This is a genomic window from Nonomuraea sp. NPDC049684 (assembly GCF_044465345.1).
GTDB lineage: Bacteria > Actinomycetota > Actinomycetes > Streptosporangiales > Streptosporangiaceae > Nonomuraea.
Genome location: NZ_JBITLO010000003.1, coordinates 162461 through 186175, shown reverse-complemented (window position 1 = coordinate 186175; position 23715 = coordinate 162461). Strand labels below are relative to the sequence as shown.

At 68.2% G+C, this 23715-nt stretch carries 9 protein-coding genes; 5 read left to right on the top strand and 4 right to left on the bottom strand.

Going from position 1 to position 23715, the window contains the following annotated elements; genetic code table 11:
• Positions 1-5: 5 nt before the first annotated feature.
• Entirely contained in the window at positions 6-14111 is a 14106-nt protein-coding gene (locus ACIBST_RS11095; RefSeq protein WP_397170897.1) for an RHS repeat-associated core domain-containing protein, read from the bottom strand.
• On the opposite strand from ACIBST_RS11095, the gene ACIBST_RS11090 reads away from it, so the two are divergent.
• From ACIBST_RS11090 to ACIBST_RS11070, 5 genes are all read left to right on the top strand, one after another.
• Positions 14101-15285, top strand: a complete 1185-nt coding sequence (locus ACIBST_RS11090) for a hypothetical protein (RefSeq protein WP_397170895.1) — start codon at positions 14101-14103, stop codon at positions 15283-15285. The genes ACIBST_RS11095 and ACIBST_RS11090 overlap by 11 nt on opposite strands.
• Positions 15286-17140: 1855 nt before the next feature.
• Positions 17141-18169 (top strand): hypothetical protein, encoded by a 1029-nt coding sequence (locus ACIBST_RS11085; RefSeq protein ID WP_397170893.1) that lies wholly within the window; start codon positions 17141-17143, stop codon positions 18167-18169.
• An 11-nt stretch (positions 18170-18180) separates the two neighbouring features.
• Positions 18181-18327, top strand: coding sequence for a hypothetical protein (locus ACIBST_RS11080; protein ID WP_397170892.1), 147 nt, complete (start codon positions 18181-18183; stop codon positions 18325-18327).
• Between the two features lie 564 nt (positions 18328-18891).
• Positions 18892-19797 carry a ferritin family protein gene (locus tag ACIBST_RS11075; RefSeq protein ID WP_397170890.1) on the top strand — a complete coding sequence of 302 codons (906 nt, stop codon included), beginning with the start codon at positions 18892-18894 and terminating at the stop codon, positions 19795-19797.
• A 395-nt stretch (positions 19798-20192) separates the two neighbouring features.
• On the top strand, positions 20193-20420 hold the full coding sequence (locus tag ACIBST_RS11070) for a hypothetical protein (protein WP_397170889.1): 228 nt from the start codon (positions 20193-20195) through the stop codon (positions 20418-20420).
• An 11-nt stretch (positions 20421-20431) separates the two neighbouring features.
• Here ACIBST_RS11070 and ACIBST_RS11065 read toward each other — a convergent pair whose 3' ends face one another.
• From ACIBST_RS11065 to ACIBST_RS11055, 3 genes are read right to left on the bottom strand one after another with little or no spacing between them, the layout of a single operon-like run.
• On the bottom strand, positions 20432-21844 hold the full coding sequence (locus ACIBST_RS11065; RefSeq protein ID WP_397170888.1) for a hypothetical protein: 1413 nt from the start codon (positions 21842-21844) through the stop codon (positions 20432-20434).
• A 36-nt stretch (positions 21845-21880) separates the two neighbouring features.
• A complete protein-coding gene (locus ACIBST_RS11060; protein ID WP_397170886.1) occupies positions 21881-22567 on the bottom strand; it encodes a response regulator in 687 nt (228 codons plus the stop codon).
• A 5-nt stretch (positions 22568-22572) separates the two neighbouring features.
• The gene (locus tag ACIBST_RS11055; protein WP_397170884.1) at positions 22573-23673 is read right to left on the bottom strand and encodes a sensor histidine kinase; all 1101 of its coding nucleotides are present in this window, start codon (positions 23671-23673) and stop codon (positions 22573-22575) included.
• Positions 23674-23715 lie beyond the last annotated feature (42 nt).

Below are 23715 nucleotides of genomic sequence, written 5' to 3'. Positions count from 1 at the left end.
TTGATCTAGGCCCAGGGCACATACGTCTTGGAAAGCTCCTTCACCTGATTAGGGATGACAGAGCAATGTTGAGCAGGCTTTCCGGGCCAGCAATCCCAGCGAACATGCAAGTCCGTGATGATCTTAATCCCTTTTGTGCCAGCTTTTATAGCACTTAGAAGATCATCATGCTCTGCGTTGACGATCCCCATCACAAGCTCCACGATGGCCTTCACTCCCGCACAGCCTGCGGCTATTGGCGCGGTCTTTGGACTAAGAGAGAATCCTACTGCACAGGCGTCCAGCCCCGCCTTGAAGACAGTGATCCACACACTATCGGACTTTCCATCACCATCTCCCAACGCTTTTGCGTCCGCCTTCGACAAATACGTGACGCAACGCGCATCATATTCTCCGATGAGCTGAGATGGGTCTGCTGGCGTCCACTGCTGCTTTTCATTTTTTGTTTCACAGACGGCGAAGGAGACGTCCTGCCACTTGTGGAATCCCACGCAATTGTTTCCGGAGCTGTCGCCATTTTTGTGGGCCCTGGCGCTCCCTTTACAGTTGGTGATGACGTTCGACCATATTCCTTCGCACGTCTGTCGCTCCTTGAACTCGCCCTTCCTATAGCTTTCCCGGCAGGCCGTGGTGGCGACGACACCGAGGGCACATTCATTTCGCGACAATCCCTTGTCGATGCAATTCAGGAAGTTGCCCTGCATGTCTGAGCAATCCACCAAGGCGGTCGACCGGCATCTGTGATTTGCCTCGGCGAAGTCGTTACATGCTTTCGGATCCCCTGCGGATCTAACGTCTTCCCGACAGCTCCTGTAGTCACCTCGAACACTGGCGCAGCCCGTTTCGTTGCCATAATCATATTTCTGATAGCACCGCCGGACCTCTTTCTCCTGACCGGCGCAGACATTGTGAGAGTGCACCGATTTCGGCTTCGAACTGCCCCCGGTTCTGCAGTCCAGGTAACTATCGGCATGGCTTCCGCAGATGTCACGATCGTTCTGTCCATTCCCCCCCTTCCTGCAGTCGTAGTAGTCGCTTTTCATTTCCGTGCACAGCTTTTTGGCCGACGCGGACTTTCCGTACTCCTTTGTGCATTCCTTGTACTCCTTGGCCCCTTCCTTGCAGATGGCGGAATTTTTCTTCTTGCCCGTACAGGGGTCCTTTACTGTCTTTGCTTTGTGGCCGTCGAGGTCGACGTGAGTGAGGGGATTGTCGTTGGCGTAGGTGTAGCGATTGAGCTGAATGGAGGGGTCGGGGCTCTGGGTGAGGGTGTCCCAGGAGATGAAACTGCCGGTGGAGGGCTGGTACCAGCGGGCCGCCATGTTGACCTTGCCGGTGGACGGGTCCGTGTAGCCCCCCTGATAGCCCAAGGTGTGCTTGGCGCCGGCCTGGGCCGTAACCTCCCCGAAGGGGTTGTAGGCGATCGAGTCGACCAGCGAGGTTCCGCCGGCTGTAAAGGTGGCGAGCAGGTCGCCACGGATCGAGTCGCAGAACGCCAACTGCGCCGACCCGGTATCAGCCAAGCTCAAGGTCCGGCCGAGCGCATCCCGTCCGAAGGACGCCTTCTTCACACCGTTGGCGTCGGTCACCGTCACCAGATCATTGCTGGCGCCGTCGTAGGCCATCCGCGTGACTTGGCCACTCTCGGTGCGAGTGGAGACCCGGTCGAGCGCGTCGTAGTCATAGGTCACGCCGGTGTCGTTGATGAGCCGCCCGAAGGCGTCGAACTTGGTCATCCGGACCATCCCGTCGGAGGACTCCTTCAGCGTCCCCCTGGCGGAGTACTTGTAGGTGATCCCATCCCCTGACATGAGCCGGTTCCGCTCGTCGTAGGTGAACACCTTCGCCCCGGCTCGCACCCTGTTCCCTGCGGCATCCCACTCATAGGTGGTTTTGACGGCGTCAGGCCCCGTCCATGAGGTGAGCCGGTTGGCCCAGTCGTACTCGTACGTGTGGGTCCCCGCGCCCACCGTGCCCAGCACCGTCTTGGACGTCATGTTGTCGTCCACGTCGTAGTCATAAGCGATCGACGCCAGGGACGCTCCACCTGAAGTGGTCAGATCATCCTTTATCAACCGGTTGAGCGCGTCATAGCCGTAGGCCCGCCGTGCCCCCGATGCCCCATAGGCCATCGACGTGAGCCGGTTGCCCTTGTCATAGGCATAATCGATCGTGCTGCCGGCGACCGGGTCGATCGCCTGAGTCAACCGGTCGGCGTCGTCCCAGGCGAACGAGGCGGTACCCGTGGCGTCCACCCGCTGCACCAGCCGGTTGTTGGCATCGTAGCCGTAGACGGAGATATCCCCGCCGGTGCCCGTGGTCTTCACCAACAGACCCCGGTCATTGTGCACGAACCCGAGCTCGTCAGCTGTCGTGAGCCGCCCGGCAAGGTCGTAACTGAAGTTCTTGGCCTCGGTGTCCACCTCGGCCCCGCTGCCGGTTTGCTTGATCAGTCGGTTCAGCTCGTCAAAGGTCCGGTCGATCCGCACCCCGCCCGGCGCCAAGCTGGCCACCGAATTCCCGGCTGCGTCGTAGACGTTGGTCCAGGTGCGATCAGCCGCATCGGGGTTTGCCGCCGTGGCCGGCTCGATCAACGACTCGATCATGCCGAGGCTGTTGTAGGTGGTGTAGGTCGTATTACCGCGCCCATCGGTCGAGCGCGTCATCGCGCCGACCGCGTCGTAGCCCATGCTGGTCGTGATCGTCTCGTTCGCCGAGACGGGCTCCTTCAGCTCGATCAACCGGTTACCCGCGTCATAGATCCGGTTGACAGTGTGCCCGGAAGCCGTAGTGCTGCTGATCAGGTTTCCCGCCAGGTCGTAGCCAACCTTCCTGGTCCGCAGCACCTCTCCCGAAGCGTTCACCTCCTGCGTCTCGATCTGACGCCCAGCGAGGTCAAAAACCGCTGTCGAACCAAGCCCGAGCGCGTTCTTGGTCGACGTCGTCCGGCCCGCAAGGTCGTAATCGAAGGTAGTGGTATTGCCCTCGCCGTCGGTCACCGAGGTGAGCCCGCCGGTGGCGTCGTAGATCCGGGTGGAGCTGTCACCTGTCGGCCGAATGCTCTTGGTCAACCGCCCAGCGTCGTCGTACTCCAGCTTGGTCACGTACGTGGACAGGGTCGGTTTGCGCTCGATGGTGGTCAGCGTGATCTGACGTCCCATATCGTCGTAGGTCGACTCCGACCGGGCGCCGGTCGGGTCTGTCGTCGACAGAACCTCACCCAGCAGGTCGTAGGTGAATGTGGTGATACCCGCCTGCGCATTACCGGCCCTGGCATTGGTCACCTGCACCTTACGGCCCAGCGCGTCATAGGTGGCCGTGGTGGTCTGCCCTCGCGGATTGGTCGCGCTGATCAACTGTCCGGCCGCGTCGTACGTCGCGGTCTGGGTCGGTGTAATCGACTGCCCGCCCGGCGCGGCGTAGGCGGGCATCGTCTGAGCGATGAGCCGCCCGGCCCGGTCCAGTGTGCTGGAGGTCATCCGCCCCTCGGCGTCGACCTGCTGGGTTTGCTCGCCAAAGGTGTTGTAGCCGAGCCGGGCCGTCGGCCGCTCCACCGCCGGGGCCTGGCCGTACCGTTCGACCGTGACCGCGGGAAGCTGTACCTGGACCGGCTTGCCGAACGCGTCGTAGCTGACCGAGGTGGCGTAGGCCGCCGGGTCCACGCCGTCGGCGTTGCCGCGCGGGTCGACCATCTCCGTCACCAGTCCCCGGTCATCCACCTTCATAGTGGTGATCAGGTCGGCGTCGTCATTCTTCACCGTCTGACGGATCGGCTGGTTCCCTTCGTCGTAGGAGACTTCGACCACTTCGGTACGGCTCGCGCCTGCAGCACTGCGACTCACCTTGGTGACGTTGCCGTTGGCGTCATATTCGTAGGCGGTCATCCTGGCCAGCTTGGCCGGGTCAGTGGTGTGCGAGGTCATCCGCCCAGCCGCATCATAGACGGCCTGCACCGTCAGAGTCCCGCCGCCAGTGATCTGCCGCGTCAGCTGACCAGCCGCGTCGAACACGTTCTCTGACAGCACCACGTCGCGACCGGTGGCCGACCCGTTCAGCTTGGCCGCCTTGGCGATGCTCTTCTCCGGCAGGTTGTCGCCGAAGTATGTGTAGCCGGTGGTCCTGCCCATCGCGTCGGTCTTGGACGCGAGCCGGCCTCCCGGGTCGTACGCCAGGGACTCCATCACCAAGTCGGTGGCTGCCTGCGGGGCGAGCGGACTGCCCGTCCATCCCTTGAGCACCGTCGTGGCCAGTTCTCCACGCGGGGTGTAGGTATAGGTGGTCGTGGTGCCGCGCAGGTCGGTGGTACTGACCTTCTGGCCCTTGTTGTCATAGGTGGTACGGCTTACGCCGCCCTCGGGCCCGGTGACGGTCTCCACCCTGCCGTGGGCGTCGTAAGTGTATGTCGTCGTCCGGGTCTCATCGCCGCCTGTCAGATCCGCAACCTGCTCTGTGAGGACGAGTCCGTCAGCGTTGTAGGTCGCGCTCCACTGCTGGGTGTGGGTCTTTCCAGTGATGTCGTTCTTCACACCCGGCCCGGTCCGGGTCACCGGCTTGCCCATGCCGTCCAGGGTGAGGGTAGTGGTCAGGCCGTCGGGGTGAGCGTCCGAGATCTCTGTGGTGCTCACCACCCGGCCCAGTGCATCGTGCCGATTGGTCTTGATGAGCCCGGTCGGACCGGTTTCGGAAACGAGGTCACCGGAGGCGGTGTAGGCGAAGCGTGTCTCGTTACCCTTGAAATCCTTGCTGACCTTCACCAGCCCCGCCGGAGTCGACCCGCCGCCCTCGGCTGGCTCGGTGCCGTCGGTGTAGGTGGTGGAGGTGCTGCGTCCCGCCGGGAAGTCCAGCGTGGCCGGGGTGGTCTCCTTGACCTGCTCACCGAAAGCGTTGAACGACCAACTCACCATGTAGCGCTCGTCCGTGGCCGCGGCCGAACGAGCGTCACGCTGAGAGATCTTCTGGTCATTGCGCGGGTCGAAGGCGTCCTCGGTGTTGATGAAGTAGGAGAAGTACTGCGTCTGACAGTTGCCCGCCGCGCGGCAGCTCTGGCGTGACAGCACGTTGCCGCGCGCGTCCTGGGTAACCTCGACCACGTTGGCGTTCGGGTCGATCACCTTGGCGACGTAGCCTCCGATGTCGTAGGCCCACTTGGTGGTGGCGCCGACCTGGTCAGTCTCCGACACAGCCCGGTAGCCCCGCTGCGCATCGGCGACGTAGGTGACCACACTCTCCTGCGGGTCGGTCACCTTCACCGTAGCGAAGGTCGAGACGGTGGTTTGCTTGGCATAGACGACATCCGACAGCTTCCACTGTCCACCGTTGGCGTCGGTATGCGTGACCAGCCGGCCGCCATCAAGGTCGTAGGTGTTGACCGCCCACGCCCGGCCCGTCGGCTGCGTCACCTTGGTCAGCTGCGGCTGCGGCTTACCTGCCGCGAAGTGCCGCTGGACGGCCGCCGCGCCGAGCGGCTTGCCGTAGATCGCTACCTCGTCGATGTCGCCGTTGAACGGGAACGGCGCGCTCCCGCTCGTCGTGGACGGCCATGCCGACGAGCCCTGACCGGAACCAATCCGAGTTTCGCCCAGGTCGCCGTGCTGGATCTCCCCGGCCAGCGTGCCCACAGCGATACCGTCCAGGAACAACGTCTGGGTGTGCTCGGACGGGGTCGAGCTGGTGGCTGGCTTGGTCTCCGTCGCCGACAGCACCACGTGGTGCCAAACGCCGTCGTTCACCGCCCCGGCGGAGGTGATCGGTGTCTGCGCGATCGTGGACAGGCCAGTGAAGAACTGGCCACGTAGCTTACCGTCGGTGCCCACGTAGACCGCTGGCATGGATGTCGGAGCCGTGGAATCGCCCGCCGGCGGTATGCGGGGCGTCTCCGTATTCTCGACCGTGTTCTGCATGCCGATGACCGTGCCGGAGGCTGTGGTTTTGAACCACGCCTCCACCGCGACTTCCCCGCCCTGGCCGCTGACCGCGTTGCGCGGCAGCTGCACGAAGGTCGAGCCGACCATGCCCTTGAAGCGCATCGCCGTGTCCGGCGATCCGGCCGCCGCGCCCGAAACCCGCACACTGAGGTCGGCCGGCGTCTGTCCGTTCAGCTTGGCCTGTTCCTCGGTGATGTTCCAGCCCGCCGCGTTCGCGACGACGGTGCCGGTACGGGTGTCGGCCTCGTTGAGCCGATAGTAGTACTCCGGCCGCGAGTCAGTGATCACGCTCTTGTACCGCGAGGCCGTCCCGTAGCTGTAGCTGTTGCAGGCGGTCGATGAGGTAGGCGGGCATACCTTGACCAGCAGATCACCCTCGTAGCCGTACGTCCAGGTGAGCGGCTTGCCGTCGACCGGGTCAGTTGACACACTCGCCACGTGGTTCCCCGCCCAGGTGAATGTCAACGACCGGCCACCGGTCCCGCTCACCTTGGCCAGCTTGCCATCGATTCCGCGTGTCAGGTCCTGCCCCCGTCCCCGGCGATCGGTGATCTTGGTGAGAAGACCGGACGCGTCGAACCAGTAGGAGGTGGCCGACTTGTCCATCAACCGCCAGCCACCCGCCTGCTCGGCGGCCATCGTCGCGAACGTCCCCTGTGGGGGCGCATATCTCCCGTTGCCCGTAGGCGCGAAGCGCAATTGCTCGCCGCTCGGGTAGGTCACCAGCAGACTGCCGGTCGGCTCCGCCTCTATCCGCATGTCGTACCGGGTCGTCCAGCCAGCACCGAACATGCCGTCGTTGCGCGGGTCCAGGCTGTTGTAGGTACGGCTCATCGACAGCGGCGGCCCCACCGCCGATACCGAGGCGTCGATCACGGTGTGCCCGTAGTTGCCCGAAACGTGATTGAACTCGCGGTCCTGTGTGCCGGCGGTCAGCAGCCCGTTGATGTTGCCCTGCTCTGGTACGGGAGTGAAGGTCCGCCACGAAGAGGTCACAGTGGTGTACGTGGTGGCTGCCTTGGCCATCCACGAGTACGTCTCACCCCACTTCAGGCGGCTGTCGTTCACCTGCCATGTGCCCTCCTTGGTCCAATCCTTGGTCTCGGCGGCCGAGTCCTTGCACCAGCGCCAGTTCGGCGCGCTGCCGGCGCACAGCTGGAACCAGTACTTGACCTCGCCCTTGTTGAAGGGCCGGGCATTCGCCGAGAGCACCGGCGTCAGGGTGCCGACCTGGCTGTTGTGGGCCGGGGAGAACGACTCGAACGGCAGCGCCGTCACGGTCGCGTACACCCAGTCCGACCACGGTCCTGATACACCCGACGTGGTGGTGGCGCGGGTGCGCCAGCGGATCTGCCAGCCGTCGGTGAGCTTGTCAGCAGGAACGGCGGCCCAGGCGCTGGTGCCGGAGGCGTATTCCTTGTCCGAGGCGCCGGTCCAGATCAGGCCCGTGCCCTGGTCGCTCTTGGCCGGATCGTGCTCGACCTCCACGTTCAGCTTGCTGGGGCGGTTCTCCGGGTCCGTCACCCGGGCGTACATCCAGGGGGTCAGCGACTCGGCGGTCCAGGAGGTGGTGCCGCGGATGGCCGGGTCCATGCCGAGACCGTCCACGCTGGGCTTGCGCAGGTCCACGGTGGCGGCCTGCCATGGCGACCATTCGCCTTCGGCGCCGGCGGTGGTGATGCCGCGTACCCGCCAGCGGACTTTCATGCCGTCGGTCAGCTTCCCGGCCGGTACCTGTAGCCAGGCGTTGCCGCCGGAGGCGTACGACGTGGTGCCCTTGCCTGACCAGATCGGCCCGGCGCCCTGCCCGGCGGCCGGGTCGTACTCGACCTCCGCGCCCAGCACCAGCTTCGAGCCGCCGGCGTCCGTCACCTTCGCGTACAGCCACGGCGTGACGGAGGACAGGGTCCACGTGTCGCTGCCGCGAGTGGCCGGGACTGCGCCCAGGCCGTTGCCGGCCGTGCCGCTCACCGACACCGTGGCCGGCTGCCACTCCGACCAGGGGCCGGCCGTACCGGACGCGGTGGCCACGCGGACGCGCCAGCGGACCAGCCAGCCGTCCTTCAGCTTGCCAGAGTCCACCGCCGGGGTCTGCAGGGAGCACCTGCTCCAGGTCGAACACGACCCGGTCGACACCGCGCTGTTGCCGGACCAGATCAGTCCGCTGCCCTGCGTGGTCGCAGAGGGGTCGTGCTCCACCTGCGCTTCCAGCCGCAACGACCGTACTTCAGGATCCTCGCCGTAGGCGGAGAAGGTCGGGGTGGTGGACGTCAACGTCCACAACCCGGACACAGGCTGACCTGGAGCGGCGGAGATGTCGGATATGACCGGCTTGGAGGTGTCCACCCGGCCGGCCTGCCACTCCGTCCACGGGCTGGCCGCGCCGGACGCGGTGGCCACGCGGACGCGCCAGCGGACCAGCCAGCCGTCCTTCAGCTTGCCTGACGTCACGGCCGGGGTTTGAAGCGAGCATCTGCTCCAGGTCGGGCAAGATCCGGTCGACACCGCGCTGTTGCCGGACCAGATCAGTCCGCTGCCCTGCGTGGTCGCAGAGGGGTCGTGCTCCACCTGCGCTTCCAGCCGCAACGACCGTACTTCAGGATCCTCGCCGTAGGCGGAGAAGGTCGGGGTGGTGGACGACAACGTCCACAACCCGGAAGCCAACTGGCCCGGGGACGCCGACACGTCGGAGACCACAGGCTTGGCGGTGTTCACCTGACCGGCCTGCCACTCCGACCAGGGGCCGGCCGCGCCGGACGCGGTGGCCACGCGGACGCGCCAACGGATCAGCCAGCCGTCCTTCAACTTGCCAGACTCCACCGCCGGCGTCTGCAACGAGCACCTGCTCCAGGTCGAACACGACCCGGTCGACACCGCGCTGTTGCCCGACCAGATCAGTCCGCTGCCCTGACCGCCGGCCGAGGGATCGTGCTCCACCTGCGCTTCCAGGCGCAACGACCGTACTTCAGGATCCTCGCCGTAGGCGGAAAAAGTCGGGGTAGTGGACGACAACGTCCACAACCCGGAAGCCAACTGCCCTGGAGCGGCGGATGCGTCCGACAGCACGGGCTTGGAGGTGTCCACCCGGCCGGCCTGCCACTCCGTCCACGGGCCCGCCACTCCGGCCGAGGTCGCCACCCGCGCTCGCCAGCGGACCAGCCAGCCGTCCTTCAGCTTGCCTGACGTCACGGCCGGGGTTTGAAGCGAGCATCTGCTCCAGGTCGAACACGACCCGGTCGACACCGCGCTGTTGCCCGACCAGATCAGTCCGCTGCCCTGCGTGGTCGCAGAGGGGTCGTGCTCCACCTGCGCTTCCAGCCGCAACGACCGTACTTCAGGATCCTCGCCGTAGGCGGAGAAGGTCGGGGTGGTGGACGACAACGTCCACAACCCGGAAGCCAACTGGCCCGGAGAGGCCGACTCGCTGGAGAGCACGGGCTTGGAGGTGTCCACCCGTGCCACCTGCCACTCCGACCACGCACCCGCCACCAGGGCACCCGGGGACGCGGTGGACTGCACGACGGCGCGTACGCGCCACCGGATCGACCAGCCGTTCTTGACCCCCGTCACCGCGGGAGCCGAGTGCGATGCGGTACACGTCTGTCCGGTGAAGCAGGTTTCGGCGAAGGTCGTGCCCTGCCCGGACCAGATCAGGCCACTGCCCTGCCCGGTCGCGGCCGGATCGTGCTCGACCTCGGCTTCCAGGACGCCGGGACGCCGGTCCGCGTCGGAAATTGTGGCGCTGAAGACCGGGCTGGAGGTCGGCAACGTCCACACGCCGGAGACCAGTTGGCCGACCGACGCGGTCGCCTCGCTCACCACGGGCCCAGGCGGGATCGTCTTGAACACCGATGTGTCCACCTTGGCAGACACCCACGCCGACCACGGCCCCGACACCCCTGAGCCGGTCGTCGCCCGCGCTCTCCACCGGATCTGCCAGCCGTCGGTCAGCTTCCCGGCCGGGACCAGCGTCCAGGCGTTGGTTCCCGACGCGTAAGCCTTGTCCGACGAACCCGCCCAGACCAGGCCGGTTCCCTGAGTCGCCGCAGCCGGGTCGTGCTCGATCTCGACGTCGAGCTTGCTGGGCCGGCGGTCCGGGTCGTTCACCTTGGCGTAGAGCCACGGTGTCACCGACCCGGCCGTCCAGGACGCCGAGCCCTGCAACGCCGGATCCATGCCCAGGGATTCGACCGCCGGTTTGTTGAGATCGATACGTGCCTGGACCCAGTCCGTCCACGGGCCGGTGATGCCCTTGGCGGTCTCCCCGCGAGCACGCCAGCGGATCTTCATGCCGTCGGTCAGCTTCCCGGCAGGCACCTGCACCAAGGCGTTGTCGCCGGAGTTGGACGGCTGGGCGCTCTTGCCGGTCCAGATCAGGCCGGAGCCCTGGCCGGTGGCGGCCGGGTCGTGCTCGATCTCCACCGCGAGCCGGGAGTCGCCGTTCTCCGGGTCGGTCACCTTGGCGTACAGCCACGGCGTCGTCGATGCAGCTGTCCAGGCTCCGGAATCCCAGGTCGCCGGGGTCATCGACAAGCCTGCCACCGACGGTTTGCGGAGGTCGACGGTGGTGGCGTTCCAGTCCGACCACGGGCCCGTCACGCCGGTGGTCGTCTCTCCGCGCACTCGCCAGCGGACCTTCATGCCGTCGGTCAGCTTCCCAGCCGGGACCTGGACCCACGCGTTCGCGCCAGACGTCGCGGCGGTCGCGCCCTTGCCCTCCCAGATGACCCCCGAGCCTTGCTCCACAGCATCGTGCTCGATCTGCACCCACAACCGCGACGACCGCGAATCCGGGTCGATGACCTTGCCATAGACCCACGGCGTCACCGACGAAGCCGTCCACGACAGCGCGCCCTTCGTCGCCGGAGTCCAGCCCGCGTCGGAGGTCGCCGGCTTGCCGACATCCACCAGACCGACCTGCCAGTCCGACCATGAGCCCGCCACGCCGCCGGTGGTCTCCCCGCGTACCCGCCAGCGGACCTTCATCCCGTCGGTCAGCTTCGCGGCCGGCACCTGGACCCACGCGTTGCCACCGGAGGCGTAGCTCGTGGTGCCCTTGCCTGACCAGATCAGGCCGGAGCCCTGCCCGGCGGCCGGGTCGTACTCGACCTCCGCGCCCAGCACGAGCCTCGAGCCACCGGCGTCGGCCACCTTCGCGTACAGCCAAGGCGTAACCGACGCCAATGTCCACACGTCACTACCGCGGGTAGCGGGAACCGCCCCCAGACCACTCCCAGCAGTCCCACTCACCTGGACCGTGGCCGCCTGCCAGGCCGACCACGCACCCGCCGCCCCTGACGACGTCGACGCCCGGACCCGCCAGCGAACCAGCCAGCCGTCCTTCAACTTGCCCGACTCCACCGCAGGCGCCTGCAAGAAACACCTGCTCGTGGACGAACACGATCCGGTCGACACCGCGCTGTTGCCCGACCAGATCAGTCCGCTGCCCTGCGTGGTCGCAGAGGGGTCGTGCTCCACCTGGGCTTCCAGGCGCAGCGACCGCGCCTCGGGGTCCACTCCGTACGCGGAGAAGGTCGGCTGTGTGGATGTCAACGTCCATAACCCGGACGCCGACTGCGCTGGCGACGCCGACACCTCCGACACCACCGGCTTGGACGTGTCCACCCGCGCCGTCTGCCATTCCGACCAGGGGCCCGCCACTCCGGCCGAGGTCGCGACGCGGACGCGCCAGCGAACCAGCCAGCCGTCCTTCAACTTGCCCGACTCCACCGCCGGCGTCTGCAACGAGCACCTGCTCCAGGTCGAACACGACCCGGTCGACACTGCGCTGTTGCCCGACCAGATCAGGCCGCTCCCTTGCGCGACGACCGAGGGGTCGTGCTCTACCTGGGCTTCCAGGCGCAGCGACCGCGCCTCAGGATCGGCGCCGTACGCGGAGAAGGTCGGCTGGGTCGAGGGCAGCGTCCACAAGCCCGACGACAGCTGCCCCGGCGACGCCGAAACGTCTGAAAGCACCGGCTTGGACGTGTCCACCCGTGCGGGCTGCCACTCCGACCACGGACCCGCCGCGTTCGACGAGGCGGCCACGCGGACGCGCCAACGGATCAGCCAGCCGTCCTTCAGCTTGCCCGGAGTCACCGCCGGGGTCTGTAATGAGCACCAGTTCCAGGTCGTACACGATCCGGTCGACTCTGCGCCGGCAGCCCACCAGATCAGCCCCGACCCCTGGACGGGAGCCGAAGGATCATGCTCGACCTGCGCCTCCAGCCACAGCGACCGCGCCTCAGGATCCACACCGGACGCGGAGAAGGACGGTTCCGTGGACGACAACGTCCACAACCCGGACGCCAGCTGGCCCGGAGAGGCCGTCGCGTCCGACACCACCGGCTTGGACGTGTCCACGCGCGCGGACTGCCACTCCGACCAGGGGCCCGCCACCTGGGCGGACGTGGACACGCGCACCCGCCAGCGAACCAGCCAGCCGTCCTTCAACTTGCCCGACTCCACCGCCGGCGTCTGCAACGAGCACCTGCTCCAGGTCGAACACGACCCGGTCGACATCGCACTGTTGCCTGACCAGATCAGCCCGCTGCCCTGCCCGGCAGCAGACGGATCATGCTCGACCTGCGCCTCCAGCCGCAATGACCGCGACTCCGGATCAGCGCCATAGGCAGAGAAAGTGGGCTGCGTCGACGGCAGCGTCCACAAATTCGACGACAACTGCCCCGGCCACGCCGACACCTCCGACACCACTGGCTTGGAGGTGTCCACGCGGCCGGCCTGCCACTGCGACCACGGGCCCGCCACCAGCGCACCAGAACCGTCAGTGGATTGCACCACCGCACGCACCCGCCACCGGATCAACCAGCCGTTCTCCACCTCTCCGACGGCCGGCGACGAGTGCGAAGCCGAACACTCCTGTCCCGTGAAACAGGTCTCCTCGAACGTCGTGCCCTGCCCGGACCAGATCAGCCCGCTACCCTGCCCGGTCGCGGCCGGATCGTGCTCGACCTCGGCCTCCAGAACACCAGGACGCCGGTCCACATCGGAGATCGCGGCGTTGAAGACCGGGCTGACGCTCGGCAGAATCCACACACCGGAGACCAACTGGCCCAGCGGCGCCGTTACCTCGCTCACCACCGGCCCAGGCGGAATCGTCTTGAACACCGTGGTGTCCACCCGTGCCGACACCCACGCCGACCACGGCCCCGACATGCCCGACGTGGTCGTAGCCCGTGCTCGCCAGCGGATCTGCCAGCCGTCGGTCAGCTTCGCGGCCGGCACCAGAGTCCAGGCGATCGTCCCCGGCGCGTACTCCTTGGAGGAAGAGCCCGCCCAGATCAGGCCGGTGCCCTGCGCCGCCGCGGCCGGATCGTGCTCTACCTCGACATCGAGCTTGCTGGGCCGGTTGTCCGGATCGCTCACCTTCGCATACAGCCACGGCGTCACCGACCCCGCCGTCCAGGCCGCCGAACCGGGCAGCGCCGGATTCATGCCCAGCGACTCCACGGACGGCTTACGTAGGTCAATGACGGAGGCAGACCAGTCGGACCACGGGCCGGCCACGCCGGTGGTGGTCTCTCCGCGCACCCGCCAGCGCACCTTCATGCCATCGGTCAGCTTCCCGGCCGGAACCTGCACCCAAGCGCCGCCTCCGGAGGCGTACGCGGTGGTGCCCTTGCCCTCCCAGATCACGCCCGTGCCTTGTCCGGCGGCGGCCGGGTCGTGCTCGATCTGCGCCTCCAGCCGCGACGCGCGCGAGTCCGGATCGGTGACCTTGGCATAGACCCAGGGCGTGGTGGAGGACGCCGTCCACGACAGCGTGCCCTTGGTCGCCGGAGTCCAACCGGCATCGGACACGGCGGGCTTGTTGACATCGACCGTGGCCGTCTGCCAGGTCGACCATTCGCCTTCGGCGCCTGCCGTGGTGACGCCGCGTACTCGCCAGCGAATCCTCATACCGTCGGTCAACTTGGCGGCCGGCACCTGGACCCACGCATGGCCACCGGAGGCGTAGCTGGTGGTTCCCTGGCCGGACCAGATCAGGCCGGTACCCTGTTCGGTCGCCGCCGGGTCATGCTCGATCTCCGCGCCCAGCACCAGTTTCGAACCGCCCGCGTCGGTCACCTTCCCGTACAGCCACGGGGTGACCGATGCCAGCGTCCAGGCATCGGTTCCACGCGTGGCCGGAACGGCGCCCAGACCGTTACCCGCAGTGCCGCTCACCCGAACCGTGGTCGCCTGCCATCCCGACCAGGGACCCGCCGCGCCGGTCGAGGTCGAGGCCCGCACCCGCCAGCGGACCAGCCAGCCGTCCTTCAACCTGCCCGACGTCACCGCAGGGGTCTGCAGGGAGCACTTGCTCGTGGCCGAACATGAGCCGCTCGACACCTGGCCGCTGTCGGACCAGATCAGCCCCGAACCCTGCGCCGGAACCGACGGGTCATGCTCAACCTCGGCTTCCAGCTTCAACGAGCGCCACTCCGGATCCGCACCGGACGCGGAGAAGTACGGAGTCACGGACGACAACGTCCACAACCCGGACGCCAACTGCCCCGACGACACCGACAGATCCGACACCACCGGCTTGGAAACGTCCACCCGTGCGGACTGCCACTGCGACCAGGGGCTTGTCGTCTCGGACGAAGTGGCGACGCGTACGCGCCAGCGAATCAGCCAGCCGTCCTTCAACTTCCCGGACGTCACCGCAGGGGTCTGCAGGGAGCACTTGCTCCAGGTCGAACATGAGCCGCTCGACACCTGGCCGCTGTCGGACCAGATCAACCCCGAACCCTGCGCCGAAGCCGCCGGATCGTGCTCGACCTGCGCTTCCAGCTTCAACGACCGCGACTCCGGATCCACGCCAGAGGCAGAAAAGTACGGAGTCGCCGACGACAACGTCCACAACCCGGACGCCAACTGCCCCGACGACACCGACAGATCCGACACCACCGGCTTGGAAACGTCCACCCGTGCGGACTGCCACTGCGACCAGGCGCCCACCGCCCCGGACGAGGTCGAAGCCCTCACCCGCCAGCGAATCAGCCAGCCGTCCTTCAACTTCCCGGACGTCACCGCGGGGGTCTGCAGGGAGCACTTGCTCCTGGTCGAACATGAGCCGCTCGACACCTGGCCGCTGTCGGACCAGATCAACCCCGAACCCTGCGCCGAAGCCGCCGGATCGTGCTCGACCTGCGCTTCCAGCTTCAACGACCGCGACTCCGGATCCACGCCAGAGGCAGAAAAGTACGGAGTCGCCGACGACAACGTCCACAACCCGGACGCCAACTGCCCCGACGACACCGACAGATCCGACACCACCGGAAGCGCACCGGCCGCGACAGCGGACACACCCTGTGCCCGAGGAGCAGACGTCTGTGCCGCTATCGCCTCCTCCTGAACCACGCTCCCATGCCCGTTGAGCGTTGATGACGACGCCTTCCCAATGCCGGCACCCTCCGTGCTCGCACGAGAGCGATGGCCGTCGGCCGTCGCCAGCTCTGGTCCGACGGCCTCGGTGGACGACTTCCAGGTCAGCGGGGGCGGACTGTTCAGGCCGTTCGTGGCAGGCTCGTCCACCAGTTCGCGCGGCTTCTCCACCGGAAGCGAGCCTTTGGGACGCTTGTCATCGTCACCGCCCTTGCCTTTGACCTGCGCACTGGTGGCGGCCGAGTCGACGAGGTGCGGCAGATTATCTGCCGAGCCGGAGCGTTGGACAGGGACCTTACCGGCGTCGCCTGTAGAGGGTGAGCCTGGAATCTCCAGGTGTGCAGGAGAGGGTGCGACGACGGCCGCCTGCGCCTGCAACGAGAGAATCCCCGGCATGAGAGCCACGACCGTGGCCAACGTCAGGCGGCTGACCCACCTCGAAGGTGAACTGCGTCCGAGCCAGAACCTGCTCTGCCCCAGCACTTTCGCACATACCTGAGCACGCCGCACAGTCACGCCCACACTCCCCGTAGAACAAAAACACAAGGGCCTCTGGGCGCACCCCTGTAAGCTCCCCATAAATAACGCCTCAGATATACAGAGGAAGAGCGTCCAGGAATAGATCTTGACAAGCCGGGTAGCCGTGAAGCAGGAGTCCGCGGAATTGGACCGCGCTCAGGGGTTCAGGCAGCTCAACCGCGTACAGCGCCGACAGCGCGACAAGGAAGTGTGACGCGGATCACACAAGAATTCTGAATTACCAGAAAGGTGGCCGCTTACTTCGTCGCGCCCCCGCCTCACTCAGAGCCCTCAGGCAGATGATTCACTCGGATCCGTGATCGGTTCGGAACGCGACGTAGCGAGGCGGCTGGTGCAGGGGTTGGTCGATTCGGTACTGGCTGTCGGCATGTTGACCTCTTGCCGAGTTGCCGCGCGGCATTCCTAGCTCGCCAACCGACTTTGTACTGCCCTGCGATTTATCTGGTCCATCGCCATACAAGACACACCGATACATCCGGCGGTCCATTAGAAGCGCCCCCACACGCGCGCACACTCGGCGAGTCGGCCCTCATAGACCATCTCCCGCCAGAAGTACGGGTGACCGGTCACCCGCTGGATAAGCACCTCTGCCACATCCGAGAAGAGGAAAGTTCGGGCCTGATCGGTTGCTCACATTGGCCGAACAACCACTCAGAACGGGAAGCCGCAGACAAAGCCCGTCCAGCAACGCCGCGGCTCTGACATGGACTTAAGCCTCTACGTCTCAAGGGTTACTGGGCGGCGAGCAACGGATGCGATCACTCGCAGATGGCGGGCCGTGCGCGTTAGATCTGCCGTGAAGCACGCTTCATTCAGCAGGCCGGGCCTATACAGCAATTGCAACACTTAAACACTGACGGTCAGGAACGCACGACTGCTCGGCGGTTGCTCGCATGTACGCCCTGAAACTGATGAGAACGCCGGCGTGGGCGGTCTCACCACAGCGTTCCAAAACAACAATCAATGACATTGAGTAACTCAATTGAAGATCTCATAATCCGTGGTCGTGGGTTCAAGTCCCACCCGCCCTACTCTTCAACACCGCCTCCGACTTGGGATGTAGCAGCATGAACGGGCCGCACGGAAGGGATCGCGGCAGGCACCGCCGTCCAGCCGCGGGAGCATGCGTTCGGCCGGCAGGCCCAACAGGCGGGCTTGCCGAATCCTGGGTCGCCTGCACCTCGGCGAACAGGGTCACGCCCTTGTGGACATGCCGCTAAGCGCGTTCCAGCAAGTCCCACGCCAGCGACCTCAGCAGCACGTCTTTGCGAATCTACGGTGAAGACATGACAGCGGACTCAGCCACCACAGCGCCCCTCACCCCCGGCGCCGCCGCCGGCCGCTACGCCCTCATCAGCTTCCTCGCCTGGCTGCCCGCCGGCCTGATGGGAGCGCCCATGGTCCTGCTGATGCTCCAGCGCGGCATGGACGTCGCCTCCGTCGGCCTCGTCATGGCGATCCACTCCATTGCGGTCGTCACCCTGGAGCTGCCCACCGGCGGGCTCGCCGACGTCATCGGCCGCCGCGGGACCATCTCGGCCTCCGCCCTCTTCGCCCTGGCCAGCCTGCTCCTCCTGGGCCTGGCCACCGGCTTCGCGCTCTTCGCCGTCGCGTTCGTGCTCAAGGCGGTCTCCCGCGCCCTGGCCAGCGGCCCCGCCCAGTCGTGGTACGTCGACACCATGCACGCCATCGACGGCCCCGACGCCAACCTCAAGCCCGGCCTGGCCCGGGGCGCCTCGATGGGATCCATCGCGCTGTGCGGCGGCACGCTCATCGGCGGCATCGTCCCGCTGGCGCTGCCCTCGTCCTGGTTATTCGGGCCGCTCGTCCCGCTGTCGGTGCCCATGCTGCTGGCCGCCACGGCCGCCGCCGTGCAGTTCGTCGTCACCCTCGCGGCCATGCCGGAGCCGCCGCGCCGCCGCGCTTCGTTCGGACAGGTGCTGCGAGGCGTGCCGATCGCGATCACCGGCGAGCTGCGCAGCGGGCTGCGCGGCTACGCCGGCAGCGCGCTCGGCAGCGCACTCGCCCCGCTGGCCGCCCGGGTGGGGCGCGGCTCGCGCCGGGGAGCGATCACCGGCACCTGCGTCACCGCGCTGTCCCTGGCGGTCCTGGCCGCCTCGACCTCGCTCGGCGGCATCCTGGCCATCGTGCTCGCCGGCCTCGGCTACGTCACCCTGTACGTCGGCTGCGGGATCAGCGAACTGCTCCGCGGCGAGATGCTGCACCAGCGGGCGACCTCGGCCGAGCGCACCACGCTCCTGTCGGTCGACTCGCTGCTCTACAGGCCGGCGGCGCAGTGGCGGCGGCGGGCCTGAGCTGGGTCGCGATGCACCTGGGCCTGGCCACCGCCTGGTGGATCACCGCCGGCACCGTCCTGGCCACGGTCGTGCTGTTCCCCCGCACGGCGCACTCCGGTACCGCCCCCGTCGCGGCGCCGCAGGCCGCGCCCGAGCCGGTCGGCTCCGGGGTGTAGGACCCGGGCGCGGGTACGGCGGACGCATCGAATGCGGTGGCACGGGCCACCGCCTTCGGCGTGCTCGGGAGGGTCACATCTGATCGAGGCCAGCTGCGCTCCAGCGACGTTATAGGCCCAGCCGGAGCCCTCCAGCCGCTTTTGCACCCCGGCCCCGGGCCGGACCGGCCCGAGTGGTAACCGTCCTGCTCCAGTGGTCGGAGATGTGGGGTGCCTACTTCCGGTGCAGGATCTTTGAGATCTTCCCGCCCCGGCACCGGCGCCCTTTGGCCAACCGGCCAGCGGGCCGCTCATGCGCCGGCGCTACCACGGCGCCAGGCATCGGCGTCCGTCTCTGCTCTGGCCGGGCGGGCCGCGCGGGTCAGAACGAAAAAACGAGGGATGACCGTCCTGATTATGCGGCCTACACCCTTCCTAGACGGGTTGATCTCGGGTGTGAAGCACTTTTTGCGTTCGGGGCGGACGCTTCACCTTGCTTTGCCATGTGGGTCGTTATCCAGCAGCTTGAGCAGGTAAGTGCTCTCGTGATGGCCGCAGGTTTCCGCACCAGGCGGGGAGGTCTCCATGATCGCCTTGTCCGCACGTGCCCTCGTCGCGGGCGCGTTCCCCATCGCACTGAGCACGCCCGTCGGCGGCGCGCTCGCCGCTTCCGCCACACCGGTGGACCAACCCAACCCGCAGACCCAGAAGGATCTTCAGCAGTCGATGCGCGGCGAGGCGTACGCCAACGCCGCCTACCGCCTGTACGCAGCCCAGGCCGAGCGGGAGAACCTGCCCTCGGTCGCCCGCCTGTTCGAGCGCACCGCCGACGTCGAACTGGGCGAGCACTTCAGCGAGGCCGCCGAGCTGAGCGGTCTGGTCGGCGGCGACGCCGAGAACCTGCGGGCCGCGGTGGCCGGGGAGACCTACGAGTCCCGGCAGATGTATCCCGGGTTCGCCCGCCAGTCCAAGGCCGACGGCGACGAAGGCAGGCACGCCCGTGCGTTCGGCGCCGCACTGCGTGCCGTCGAGTCCGGCCGGGGCGCCGTGCCCAAGCCGCCGAAGGCCGACACGGTCCACGTACCGAAGGGGAAGCCCGAGGTCCATGCCCGGCGGACCAAGACCGACCTGGACGAGGCCATGCACGGCGAGGCGCTCGCGTACGCCAAATACCGGCAGTACGCCGAGCACGCCGGGAACCCGGCCGTGGCCGGACTGTTCCGCGGCACCTCCGACGTCGAGCTCCACGAGCACTTCGCCGGCGAAGCCAAGCTGGCCGGGCTGGTCGGCAGCACGCACGCCAATCTGACCAAGGCCATCGCCGGCGAACAGTACGAGTCCCGGACCATGTACCCGGCTTTCGCCAAGCGCGCCGAGGCCGCGGGCGACACCCGGGCGGCCGAACGCTTCGCCAACAACGCCGAGGACGAGGCCGGCCACGCCCGCGCCTTCCAGCAGGCCCTGGACCAGCTACCCGAGCAGGGCTCCTGACCCTGCTCCGATCCACGCGAGACGCCATGGCCGCCGGCACGCAGCCCGCGGCCATCGGCGCCTTCCCGACAGCCGCGATCCGGCCTCCGGCGTCGCGCCAGACAGGAGACGGACATGTTCTTCGGCCTGCCCCTGCACCCGCTGGTCGTGCACGCCGTCGTCGTGTGCCTGCCGCTCGCGGCGCTCGGCACCATCCTCATGGCGTTCTGGCCCGCCGCGGCCCGCCACCTGTGGCCGGCGGTGCCGTTCGTCGCCACCATCGCCCTGATCGCCACGCCGCTGTCGATCACGAGCGGCGAAACGCTGGCCCACACCGTCGGGGAGGCGGCGAAACGCTGGCCCACACCGTCGGGGAGAACGAGCTCATCGAGGCCCACGAGGAGCAGGGCGAGCAGGTGCTGCCGTTCGTCATCGTGCTCTGGCTCGCCGCGCTGGGTCTGTCCCTGGCCACCCGGTTCGTCCACCGCAAGCGCTCGATCTTCCAGGACAGCGGCCCGCGACCGCGGTGGCACACCGCCGCGGTGATCGTCCTGATGATCCTGGCCCTGGTCGGCGGGGTGGGAGGGACCGTCGCCGTCGTACGGGCGGGCCACAGCGGAGCCCAGGCCGTCTGGACCGAGTAGGTTCCGCGTCCTCATCGCCGGACCGTGCGGGCGTCCTGCGCGGAGCGGGCGACGCGGAGCCTGGCGAGGGCGATGAGCAGCATCGCGACCGAGCACCAGGCGGCCCAGTCGCCCAGCCCGGTGTAGAGGGTCGAGGCGCCCTGCTGCGGCAGCGCCGCGAACACCGTGGTCACGCCGGGCTTGCCGCTGCGGCCTTCGGCCAGCACCCGTCCCCGGGTGTCGCTCACCGTGAGAAGTCCCTGGCGGGCCGCGCGCGCCACCGACAACCCGCTCTCCACCCCGCGGACCATCGCCATGCGGCTGTGCAGCCAGGCGTCGTCGTCGAAGTCCCAGGCGGGGGCGAGCAGCGTCGTCGCGCCGGCCTGGCGGTACTGCCGAACCAGCCAGGGGAAGTCCAGGTCCTTGCAGACGATCAAGCCCGTCCTGGTCGGGCCGAGCAGGGTCAGCGCGCTTCCGGGCGTGAACTCCGACTCCAGCCCGGGAATCATGTGGTGCTTGTCGTAGCGGGCCCCGGACGGGTAGGCCAGCGCGCTGTTGGTCCGCGTCGCGCCGGCGCCGAGCGCGACGCCGGCGACGACCGCGACTCCCGGCCCGGCCAGCGGCAGGCGGGCGGTGGCCGCACGGCCGGCGAGGTCGAACGTCTTCTCCGGCAGCAGCGCGATCTCGGCGCCGCGGGCGGCGGCCGCGTCGACGGCCCGGCGGTAGCGCCGGAGCAGGTCGCGTCCCTGCGGGGAGTCCAGATCCGCGGTGTCGCGCGGGTCGTCGGTGGAGATCAGCGCGACCTCGCGGTGCTGCCCGCCGTCCTGGGCGGTGCCGAGCCGCGCGAAGCCGTACGACAGGGCCAGCGCCACCGTCGCGCCCGCCGTCACCGCGACAGGGAGCCGGCGGGTCGCGCCCGGCGCGAGCAGCGCGGCCACGGCGGCGGGCACGAGCAGGAGCAGGAAGGTGATCCCCCAGACGCCGGCGACGGAGGCCGTCTGCAGGACGGGCAGCACGTCGGCCTGCGTGTAGGCCAGGCTCCACCAGGCGCCGTGCGGTCCGGCCAGCGCCATCAGGTATTCGACGCCCACCCATGACGCCGGTACGGCGAGCGCGGCCGACAGCGTCCGCCGCCTGGCCAGCAGCGAACGGTGGAGCAGCACGCCGAGTCCGTACAGCAGCGCGGGCCCGGCGAGCAGGCCGGCCGCCACCGGGACGGGCATCTCCAGCGTCCCGGTGAAGTACGGCCACCACTGGAGTTGCCCGGCGAGCCAGGCGAGGGCGCCCGCGGCGAAGGCCGGGCCTGCCCCCACCCGGGGGGCGGCGAGCAGCACGGGCAAGGGGGCGAGCCACGTCAGCCAGGCCACGGGATGCAGGCCGGTGCCGAAGTGCAGCAGGACGGCCGAGGCGAGGGCCGCGGCGAGCGCGGTCAGGACACGTTTCATGGCGACGATGCTGCTCGCGGCCACCCCGGTGGCGCGTCAGTCGTGAGTGTGATCTCCGGTGTCACTCTCACCGGCGACCACGAGGCCGCATTCGTAGGCGAACACCGCCGCCTGCACCCGATCCCGCAGGTCCAGCTTGGTCAGGATGCGGCTGACGTGGGTCTTGACCGTGTGCTCGGTGACCACGAGCGCGGCGGCGATCTCGGCGTTGGACAGTCCGCGGGCGACCAGCCTGAGCGTTTCGCGTTCCCGCTCGGTGAGCGCCGCCAGCCGTCCCGCCAGCCGCGGCATCGGGCCGTGAGCCGGCCGTCTGACCAGGTTCTCCAGCAGCCTGCGGGTGGCGGCGGGCGCGAGCAGCGCCTCGCCGGCGGCCACGGTGCGCACCGCGTGCGCCAGCTCGTCGCGGCGGATGTCCTTGAGCAGGAAGCCGCTGGCGCCGGCGCGGACGGCGTCGTAGACGTACTCGTCCAGGTCGAACATGGTCAGGACGAGCACCTTGGCGGCGGTGGTGGCGCAGATCTCCCTGGTGGCCTCGATGCCGTTCGTGCCGGGCATCCGCACGTCCATCAGGACGACGTCCGGACGCAGCCGCCCGGCCAGCGCGATCGCCTCGTCACCGTCCGCCGCCTCGCCCACCACCAGCATGTCCGGCTGGGCGCCGAGGATCAGGCCGAACCCGGCGCGGAAGAGATCCTGGTCGTCGGCGATGAGCACGCGCAGCATGCGCGTTATTCAAGCGGAAAGACGACTCTGACGAGGAATCCGCCGTGTTGACCCGGTCCGGCGGTGAGCGTCCCGCCGTACGCGGTCGCCCGTTCGCGCATGCCGATCAGGCCGTAGCCGCCGCCGTCGCGACGGGACCCGGCGCCCTCGTCGGCGATCTCGACGAGCAGTTCCCGCGCGGTCCAGCGCAGGCGCAGCCGTACGTCGCGCACCCCGGCGTGTTTGCGCACGTTGGTGAGGGCTTCCTGGACGATCCGGTAGACGGCGGCCTCCAGGCTGCCCGAGGTCCGCCGCCGTTCGCCCTCCACGGTCATGACCACGTCCAGGCCGCTGCGTCCGGCCAGCGCGGCGAGTCCGTCCAGGCTCGGCTGGGCGGGCCCGAGGTTCTCCCCCGCCGGGACGTCCGACGCGCGCAGCGCGGTGAGCAGGCCGCGCAGCTCGGTGAGCGCTCCCCTGCCGGTGTCGGCGATCGCGTCGAAGACGGCCTCGGCCCTGGGCGCGTCGCTCCGCACGACCACGGGCCCGGCCTCGGCCTGGACGACCATCAGCCCGACGGCGTGCGTGATGATGTCGTGCATGTCGCGAGCGATCCGCGCGCGTTCCTCCGCCACCGCGGCGATGTGCTCCTGTTCGCGGCGACGGGCCCGTTCGGCCAGTTCCGCGGTACGTGACCGGTTCGCGCGGGCGCTGGTGCCCAGCGCGTAGGCGGCCACGAAGGCGGTGCCGATCAGGCGGAAGATCTCGCTGTCCTCCCCGGGCAGCGCCAGGGAGAAGCCGACGATGACGGCGATCGCCGGGATCGCGGCCAGGCGCTTCCACGTGGGACTGACGTCGGCGACGGTGTAGACGGCGACCAGGGGGCCGAACGGGAGGAACGGCTTCTCCCAGAAGACCATGACGGTCATCGCGGCGCCGACGAACAGCGCCACGGTCATGGGCGCGCGCCTGCGCCAGTAGACGGGCGCGGAGGCGAGCGCGCCCAGGGCGAGGATCCACCACGCCTTCGGACCGGGCACCAGCAGCGGGCCGAGGGTGGCCGCGGTGGTGGCCGCCGCGATGGCGACGTCGCCTCTCCGGCCGGAGAACCAGGCGGTCAAGAGCGTCATGACCCCGGCGGCGCGCCCCACGCCGGTCACCCCTTCCGTGCT

Coding starts and splice junctions, on each gene's coding strand:
- ACIBST_RS11075 (WP_397170890.1), top strand. CDS start 18,892: ATGATCGCCTTGTCCGCACGTGCCCTCGTCGCGGGCGCGTTCCCCATC.
- ACIBST_RS11085 (WP_397170893.1), top strand. CDS start 17,141: ATGACAGCGGACTCAGCCACCACAGCGCCCCTCACCCCCGGCGCCGCC.
- ACIBST_RS11060 (WP_397170886.1), bottom strand. CDS start 22,567: ATGCTGCGCGTGCTCATCGCCGACGACCAGGATCTCTTCCGCGCCGGG.
- ACIBST_RS11055 (WP_397170884.1), bottom strand. CDS start 23,673: ATGACGCTCTTGACCGCCTGGTTCTCCGGCCGGAGAGGCGACGTCGCC.
- ACIBST_RS11080 (WP_397170892.1), top strand. CDS start 18,181: ATGCACCTGGGCCTGGCCACCGCCTGGTGGATCACCGCCGGCACCGTC.
- ACIBST_RS11065 (WP_397170888.1), bottom strand. CDS start 21,844: ATGAAACGTGTCCTGACCGCGCTCGCCGCGGCCCTCGCCTCGGCCGTC.